The organism is Gilliamella sp. BG3 (assembly GCF_046635605.1).
Lineage (GTDB): Bacteria > Pseudomonadota > Gammaproteobacteria > Enterobacterales > Orbaceae > Gilliamella > Gilliamella bombi.
The window spans coordinates 1-8,669 of the sequence record NZ_JBIDFE010000042.1 but is presented as its reverse complement, the minus strand read 5'-3'; the positions used below and the strand labels follow the sequence as shown (position 1 = coordinate 8,669).

The 8,669-nt window shown below is 37.8% G+C and carries 5 protein-coding genes; 2 read left to right on the top strand and 3 right to left on the bottom strand.

Going from position 1 to position 8,669, the window contains the following annotated elements; all coding sequences use genetic code 11:
• Positions 1-47 precede the first annotated feature (47 nt).
• On the top strand, positions 48-308 hold the full coding sequence (locus ACGH6S_RS11720; RefSeq protein WP_174798986.1) for a hypothetical protein: 261 nt from the start codon (positions 48-50) through the stop codon (positions 306-308).
• Positions 309-380: 72 nt separating this feature from the next.
• On the opposite strand, the gene ACGH6S_RS11715 is transcribed toward ACGH6S_RS11720, so the two are convergent.
• The 3 genes from ACGH6S_RS11715 to gltB form a co-directional block, all read right to left on the bottom strand.
• The gene (locus tag ACGH6S_RS11715; RefSeq protein WP_065609121.1) at positions 381-668 is read right to left on the bottom strand and encodes an NINE protein; all 288 of its coding nucleotides are present in this window, start codon (positions 666-668) and stop codon (positions 381-383) included.
• A 356-nt stretch (positions 669-1,024) separates the two neighbouring features.
• Entirely contained in the window at positions 1,025-2,437 is a 1,413-nt protein-coding gene (locus ACGH6S_RS11710) for an FAD-dependent oxidoreductase (RefSeq protein WP_411578801.1), read from the bottom strand.
• Between the two features lie 13 nt (positions 2,438-2,450).
• Positions 2,451-6,908, bottom strand: coding sequence for a glutamate synthase large subunit (gltB, locus tag ACGH6S_RS11705; RefSeq protein WP_411578800.1), 4,458 nt, complete (start codon positions 6,906-6,908; stop codon positions 2,451-2,453).
• 284 nt (positions 6,909-7,192) lie between these two features.
• Here gltB and ACGH6S_RS11700 point away from each other — a divergent pair.
• A partial coding sequence (locus ACGH6S_RS11700; protein ID WP_411579546.1) for a fused MFS/spermidine synthase occupies positions 7,193-8,669 on the top strand: 1,477 nt, incomplete at its 3' end.

Genomic DNA, 8,669 nt, shown 5'->3' with positions numbered 1-8,669 from the left:
ACTGGCATTTATGTTAATGTGGCTGCCAATGTATTGTTGAGTAATTTATGTACAGCAAAGATCAACAGCCCCTAGTAAGAATGAACGTTATAAAACTATTTTTTATGGAATTAAACGTTTGGTTAAAGTTGAAAAAATATTTACAAAAACCACCAACCTTCAAACCGAATGGAAAAGCCGAAAAGAGTGATACTAATTTTGAATTAATATGTAGCGTAATCAACAAATATTTAGTGATGCAAAAGATAGAAAATAAAAGCTCAAATGCTTTATTAATTTTTATAATACCTTTAAACCCCATAAAGTGATTTTAGGGAAAAACGCCTTATGAGTTTTAAAGGACTATTTTAATCATGAAATGTAAATAGCCTTTTTACATACTATGAATTTTTTTCATTTATAGCCTGTGTTGATGGTTCAGTGTGGCAAGCGTTATTAATTTGAATTGAAATATTATTTGGTGACAGATTATATTTACTTTTGTAGATACAGTTAGCATAGTCAACCATACCGCTAGTTAGAAATAGGTCTAAAAACCATCCAATACCTAATAAACCAGCAGTAAAAAACCAAATGAAGCCTGTAATCCATTTTCCACAGTACATGCGATGGGCTCCCCACATTCCAAGAAAGAACCATAATAAATATGCGACACCTTTACTTTTCATACTATCTCCATTTTATAATTAACTTATGTTTTTATTAATAATTAATGCTTTTTATAAATATTATTCATACCTGATGCAGTAGATAATTGATGTAACGTTAATTTTTAGTGTAACGATAATAGTAAAATCGCTAATTTTACTGTTTTCTTATTTATTCTGCAAATAGAAGAAGCATATAATATTACAAGAAGTTAACTCGATTTTGTTGAAATGAATGCTAATGAGTAATAAGTATCTGTTAGATTAAATCTAAGCTACTAAAATTAAAAATAAAAACTCGAATCATTAAAAACCCGCTGTTTTAAAGCGGGTTTGTTTTTTATTTAAAGTAATTTTGATTGAAAGCAAGATAGTCGCTAAATCTCTAAGTAATCTAAGATACCTTCAGCCGCTTTGCGACCTTCGCTAATGGCAGTGACAACTAGATCAGAACCACGAACAGCATCGCCACCAGCAAAGATTTTTGGATTGGTGGTTTGGTAGCTGTTAGCTTCGGGTGCGATGATTTTGCCTTGTGGGTCAAATTCGACACCATGCTGAGCAAGCCAAGGCATGGCATGTGGTTTGAATCCAAAAGCCATAATTACTGCATCGGCAGGAAGAATAAATTCAGAACCTTCGATAATTACTGGCGAGCGTCGTCCTTTTGCATCTGGCTCGCCGAGTTCTGTCCTTACCATTTTTATGCCTGTGACTTGTCCTGTACCGTTAATTTCAATGCTGAGAGGTTGTACGTTAAATTGGAATTGTGCGCCTTCTTCTTTGGCATTTTTGACTTCTCGTTTTGAGCCCGGCATGTTGGCTTCGTCTCGGCGATAAGCACAAGTAACTTCAGTTGCACCTTGACGAATAGATGTTCGTACACAGTCCATTGCAGTATCACCACCACCTAATACCACAACACGTTTGTTTTTCATGTCAATGTATGGGGTATCTTGGGTTTGCGCATGTTTCATTATGTGTTTAGTGTTGGCAATTAAAAATGGTAAGGCATCATAAACGCCGTTGGCATCTTCGTTTTGAAGACCCGCTCGCATTGATTGATAAGTTCCAGCACCCACAAAAACCGCATCAAATTCGTTGATTAAGTCGGTTAATTGTACCGTTTTACCGACCTCAGTATTTAGACGGAACTCAACGCCCATTTCAGTAAAAATATGTCTTCGGTTGATTAATACTTCTTTATCAAGTTTAAACGCTGGGATGCCAAAGGTGAGTAGTCCACCAATTTCAGGGTGACGGTCAAACACCACTGGCGTTACGCCATTGCGGACTAAGACATCGGCACAAGCAAGGCCAGCAGGACCAGCACCAATAACTGCAACTTTCAATCCTGTTTTTTCGACGTTTGATAAATTAGGTTTCCAACCCATTCTAAAGGCTTCATCAGTAATATAACGCTCTATATTACCTATGGTAACTGCGCCAAATTCAGCATTTAAAGTACAAGAGCCTTCGCAAAGGCGATCTTGTGGGCAAACTCGGCCACAAACTTCAGGTAGGCTGTTGGTTTGGTGTGAGAGTTCAACCGCTTCTAATATTTTGCCTTCATTAACCAGTTTTAACCAATTGGGTATATAGTTATGCACAGGGCATTTCCATTCACAATATGGGTTGCCACAAGCAAGGCAACGATCAGCCTGCGCTTGTGATTGTGGAGCAGAAAATCCTTCATAAATTTCAACAAATTCAATTTTGCGAATGTTTAACGATTTTTTAGGCGGATCAACACGTTGTAAATCGATAAATTGATAAACATTTTGGCTCATTTTCGTGTTCTCCTTACTGTGCTTGAATACGTAATTCTGCTGATGAGCGACTGCGGTGCCCAAGTAGCGCTGTTACATCACTCGATTTTGGCTTGACTAATACAAATTGTTTTGAATAATCATCCCAATTAGCCAAAATTTCTTCCGCGCGTGATGAATGGGTAAGTTGAGCGTGCTCCATTATTAAACCACGTAAATGTTCTTCGTGAATTGAGTAATCAGCAACATTCAATAGTTCCACTAACTCTTTATTTATGCGTTTATGGAAATCACTATCTTCATCTAAAATATAAGCAAAACCACCTGTCATACCTGCACCAAAGTTAACTCCTGTTTTGCCTAATACGCAGACAATACCGCCTGTCATATATTCACAGCCATTGTCTCCAATGCCTTCAACAACACTAATTGCACCAGAATTACGTACCGCAAATCGTTCTCCAGCACGTCCAGCGGCAAAGAGTTTTCCTCCAGTTGCACCATATAAGCAGGTATTACCGGCAATGGTTGCTTCATGGCTTAAAAATGCTGAGCCTTGCGGTGGTCGAATCACAATACGACCGCCAGCCATGCCTTTACCAACATAATCATTGGCATCGCCTGTGAGTGTTAAGTCCACACCTCCAGCGTTCCAAACACCAAAACTTTGACCCGCAGTGCCGTTAAAGTTAAGCGAAATAGGATCAGCAACAAGACCTTGGTCACCATATTTTTTGGCAATATAGCCAGATAAACTAGTACCCACAGAGCGATCAGTATTTTGTATATCAAAATAGAGGCTTTGGCTTTGGCGATTATCAACAAATTGTTGTGCTTGTGTGATGATCTCTTTATTTAGCACTCCTTTATCAAATGGTTTATTGTCTTCAATACAATAAACTGGTTTGCCATCAATAGGTTTTGCTGTTTCGAGCAGTCCTGATAGGTCAAGTTTTTGTTGTTTTGCTGTGATGCCATCAAGTTCTAATAACAGATCGGTGCGTCCTATCAAATCGACGATACGACTGACACCTAGCTCGGCCATAATTTCTCGCGTGTTACGCGCAATAAAGCGGAAATAGTTTATCGCCTTTTCTGGCAGGCCATGATAATGTTCGCTACGCAGTTTTTCGTCTTGCGTTGCAACACCCGTTGCACAGTTATTAAGGTGGCAAATACGCAGATATTTACAACCTAAGGCAACCATTGGTCCTGTTCCAAATCCAAAACTCTCAGCACCTAAAATAGCTGCTTTGACAATATCAGTGCCCGTTTTTAAACCACCGTCTACTTGTAAACGTATTTTGTGACGTAACCCATTGGCGACTAATGATTGCTGAGTTTCAACCAACCCTAATTCCCATGGAGAACCAGCATATTTGACTGAAGTTAATGGGCTGGCGCCTGTTCCACCATCATAGCCTGAAATGGTAATTAAGTCGGCATAGGCTTTAGCAACTCCAGTTGCGATTGTGCCAACGCCTGGCTCTGATACTAATTTAACCGAAATCATGGCATTAGGGTTAATCTGTTTTAGGTCAAATATTAATTGTGCCAAATCCTCAATCGAGTAAATGTCGTGATGAGGTGGTGGTGAAATAAGTGTGACACCCGGTACAGAAAAACGCAATTTAGCAATATATGGTGTGACTTTGTCGCCAGGTAACTGACCACCTTCCCCCGGTTTTGCTCCTTGTGCTACTTTGATTTGAATAACATCGGCACTCATTAAGTAACTTGGTGTTACACCAAAACGACCTGATGCAACTTGTTTTATGCGTGATACTTTTATGGTGTTGTAGCGAGCTGGATCTTCACCTCCTTCGCCTGAATTTGAAAAACCACCGAGCGTGTTCATTGCTTCGGCAAGGGATTCATGTGCTTCAGGGCTTAGCGCACCAATTGACATTGCTGCCGAGTCAAAGCGTTTGAACAGTGATTCTTCTGGTTCGACTTGATCAAGTGGAATAGCTGCGTTTTCAGGTGGATTGAGCTTTAATAAATCACGCAAGGTGGCAATAGGGCGGTTGTTGACGATATCGGCATAGCGTTTGTAATCTTCATAATTGCCATTATTGACCGCTTTTTGTAGTGACTGTACTACATCAGGATTATAAGCATGATATTCACCACCATGAACATATTTAAGTAACCCACCTTGTTCTAATGGTTTTCTTTTCAGCCATGCACTTTTTGATAAGTTAAATTGGTCTTGCGCAAAATCATCAAAATTGGCACCATTAATACGGTTAGTAACTCCTTGGAAACAAAGTTCAACGACCTCTTTATTTAAGCCAACTGCTTCAAATAGTTTTGAACAGCGGTAAGAGGCGACGGTTGAAATGCCCATTTTTGACATAATTTTATATAAGCCTTTGTTAATTCCATTACGATAATTAAGAATGGCTTCACGGTAAGATTTGTTTATTGTGCTATTATCGACCATTTGACCTAAAATTTCGTAGGCTAAATAAGGGTAAATTGCGGTTGCACCAAAACCAAGAAGTACCGCAAATTGATGTGGATCACGGCAGCTTGCGGTTTCGACAATGATATTAGCATCGCAACGTAAGTTTTTTTCAACTAAGCGTTGCTGAACAGCTCCAACTGCCATAGGCGCAGGAATTGGTAAGCGATCAGGCGCTATATTTTTATCTGATAAAATCAATAATACCGTGCCATTGCGAACTTTTGCTTCAGCATCACCACATAATTGTTCAATGGCATCGCGCAGGCTACCATCGATTTCATAAGTGATATCTAAGGCTTCTGATTTGTAATAACGTGATTCTAATGCTGTTAATTGTTTAAAATCTGAATAAACCAAAACAGGAGATTTGAACGCAACACGATGCGCCTGACCTTCTGCTTCGGCAAACACGTTCATTTCACGACCAATACTAGTTGAAAGTGACATAACGTGTGATTCGCGTAGTGGGTCGATAGGCGGATTTGTTACCTGAGCAAATTTTTGACGAAAATAATCATAAATTGAGCGAGGCCTTGTTGATAGTACCGCAAATGGTGTGTCATCGCCCATTGAGCCGGTGGCTTCTTGACCGTTTTCACCTAGCACTCGAATACATTGGTCTAGTTCTTCAGCACTATAACCAAATTGTTTTTGATAAGTTGCTAGCAAGATATCGTCATAATCTCGAGAGCCAATGTTATCATCAGGTAGGTTTTCAAAAGGGATCAATCTTTTAACATTTTTTTCCATCCATTCTTTATATGGATGACGTTTTTGTAAATCGTTGTCTGTTTCAGACGATTGTAAAATGCGACCTTCTTCAGTGTCTATAACTAACAATTCACCTGGACCAACGCGTCCTTTAGTGACGACTTCGTCAGGTTGATAATCCCAAATACCGATTTCGGATGCACAGGTAATGAGTTTGTCTGTCGTTATTACATAACGTGCAGGACGTAATCCGTTACGGTCTAAGTTACATGCGGCATAACGACCGTCAGACATTACAATACCGGCAGGACCATCCCAAGGTTCCATATGCATTGAGTTGAAGTCAAAAAAAGCACGCAGATCTTCGTTCATGTCAGGATTATTTTGCCATGCAGGTGGAACCAATAAGCGCATGGCTCGTACAATATCCATTCCTCCTACAAGAAATAGCTCAAGCATGTTATCTAATGAACTTGAATCAGAACCTGTGACATTAACAAAAGGTGCCGCATCTTGTAAGTCCGGAATGAGTGGCGTTTTAAATTTATAGGAACGTGCTTGTGCCCATTGTCTATTACCTTCAATAGTGTTGATTTCACCATTATGAGCTAAATGCCGAAAAGGTTGCGCTAATGGCCAACGAGGAACAGTATTGGTTGAAAAACGTTGATGAAATAAACAAATTGCTGTTTCCATTCGGATGTCAGCCAAATCTAGATAGAATCGAGGTAAATCTTTAGGCATACATAAGCCTTTATAGATATTGACCTGATTTGAGAAGCTACAAACGTAAAATGTATCGTCTTGTACCCGTTTTTCAATTCGACGGCGCACCATGTATAGGCGGCGTTCTAAATCAATTTTTGTCCATCCAGCGGGTGCATTAACAAAGACTTGTTCAATTTTAGGCAATGATGATAGGGCAATTTCACCAAGCACACTTTTATCAATTGGTACTTCACGCCAACCTAGAATGGATAAGGTTTCATTGGCTAATTCTTCTTCGACAATATCACGGCTAATTTGAGCTTCTTTTTCATCTTGGCTCAAAAACAACATACCAACGGCATAATTACTTGCTAAACGCCAGCCCGCATCTTGTGCCACTAATCTAAAAAATCGATCGGGTTTTTGTAATAAAAGTCCACAGCCATCGCCAGTTTTACCGTCTGATAAAATGGCACCACGGTGTTGCATTCTGGCAAGTCCGTGAATTGCAGTACGCACCACTTTATGACTTGGTTGTCCTTCAATGTGAGCAATTAAACCAAATCCACAGTTATCTTTTTCATGATGCTGGTTATATAACATATCATTGCCTCTAATTCATCGTTTTATAATTTAAGAAGGAATAGGCTTTAATTCCATATTGCGTGTGAAGTTAATCAAAAATTAGTTTTTGGTCAAATAAATATTACTTATAAGTTAATCTTCCAATATAGCGTTATTAATAAAGCTAATGGCGGTTTGTATTACGTTTATATCTAGTTGTATTTGATGTAAAATGAATAATTGTATAAAACATTAGCAATTAATTATATGTTTACTATAATAGTTATAAATAATAATAGTTAGTTAGGAGTAGGAAAATCGCTATGAAATATTTTGCTTGGTGCATTTCGCTTTTAGTTGGATTAATGAGCTTAGGTCAAGAAATGCTATGGTTTAGAATCGTTAGCTTTATGTTAGGTGGTGCTCCCTATGCTTTTGCACTTGTACTGTTCTTTTTTCTATTAGGTATTGCTTTTGGTGCAAATCGAGGCAAAGCAATTTGTACACGCTATTCGAACCTACTATTGGTCGGAGGAGTGGTTTTAATTTTTGCTGGTCTTATTGATATATTGATTCCATTTGTTATTCAAAGCCTAAATCAACCAAATAGTTTATTTGAATGTGTACGTACATGTTGTATTTTAATATTTGTCGTTGCAGCTTTAAAGGCAATATTATTTCCAATTGTGCACCATTTAGGGACGAATATAGCCAATGGAAAAGTAGGTGCTTCAGTTTCTAAAGTCTATTTTTTTAATATTATTGGCTCAACGCTTGGGAGTTTGTTAATTGGCGGAGTTCTCCTTGATTATATTTCTATTTCATCAATGTTTATTTTAATAGGTATTGTTTGTATCTTATTAGGTGGCTTGATGATAATTAAAAAATCGGCAGTTTCTGTTTCTGCCTTTGCTATACTTGGTATTAGTTGCTTTTGTTTAGTCGATAAACACACTGATTATATTTTCAGAGATAGCTTCGGACAAGACATATCTATCAATTCTTATATTGAAAATCGCTATGGTGTAATTCATATCGCCGATGACAATAAGGATGGACGGAAAAATATTGTATTAGGAAATCGAATGTATGATGGTATTTTAAATATAGATCCAGATAATGATATAAATGACTTAAACCGGCTTTATCTATTAGCGGCAATTCATCCAAATCCTAAGAAAGTGCTGGTTATTGGTGTTAGTGGTGGGGCTTGGACGCGTGCTTTATCAAGTTTTCCTACATTAGAAACAATTGACGCCATTGAAATTAATAAAGGTTACTTGGATATTATTAAACAATACCCAGTTGTTTCTCCAATACTAGATGATCATCGAATTAATATCTATATTGATGACGGTCGACGTTGGCTTAAACGAAATAGTGATAAAAAGTATGATTTAATTATTATGAATACTACTTACCATTGGCGTTCAGGAATAACCAATCTATTATCGCAAGAAATGATGAATATATTACATAATTCATTAAATCCTAATGGTATTTTGGCATTTAATAGTACTCGTTCGCTAGATACATTAAAAACGGCACAATCGGTATTTAAGTATGCTTATTGGGGTACAATGGGCTTTATTTATGCTTCGGATTCAGAGATTAACATCGATGACAATGTTGCTAAAAATCGCCTTGATAAGTTGGTTTTAGATGGTAAACCATTGTTTAATGAAGCGTCTAAACAAGTTAAAAACGGTGCTTACCAAAAAACATTAGCAACCAAACTGTTAAGTCTAGATGAAGTTGAAAAGCTTTATAACTTAGGACGAGATACGGAAATTATTACCG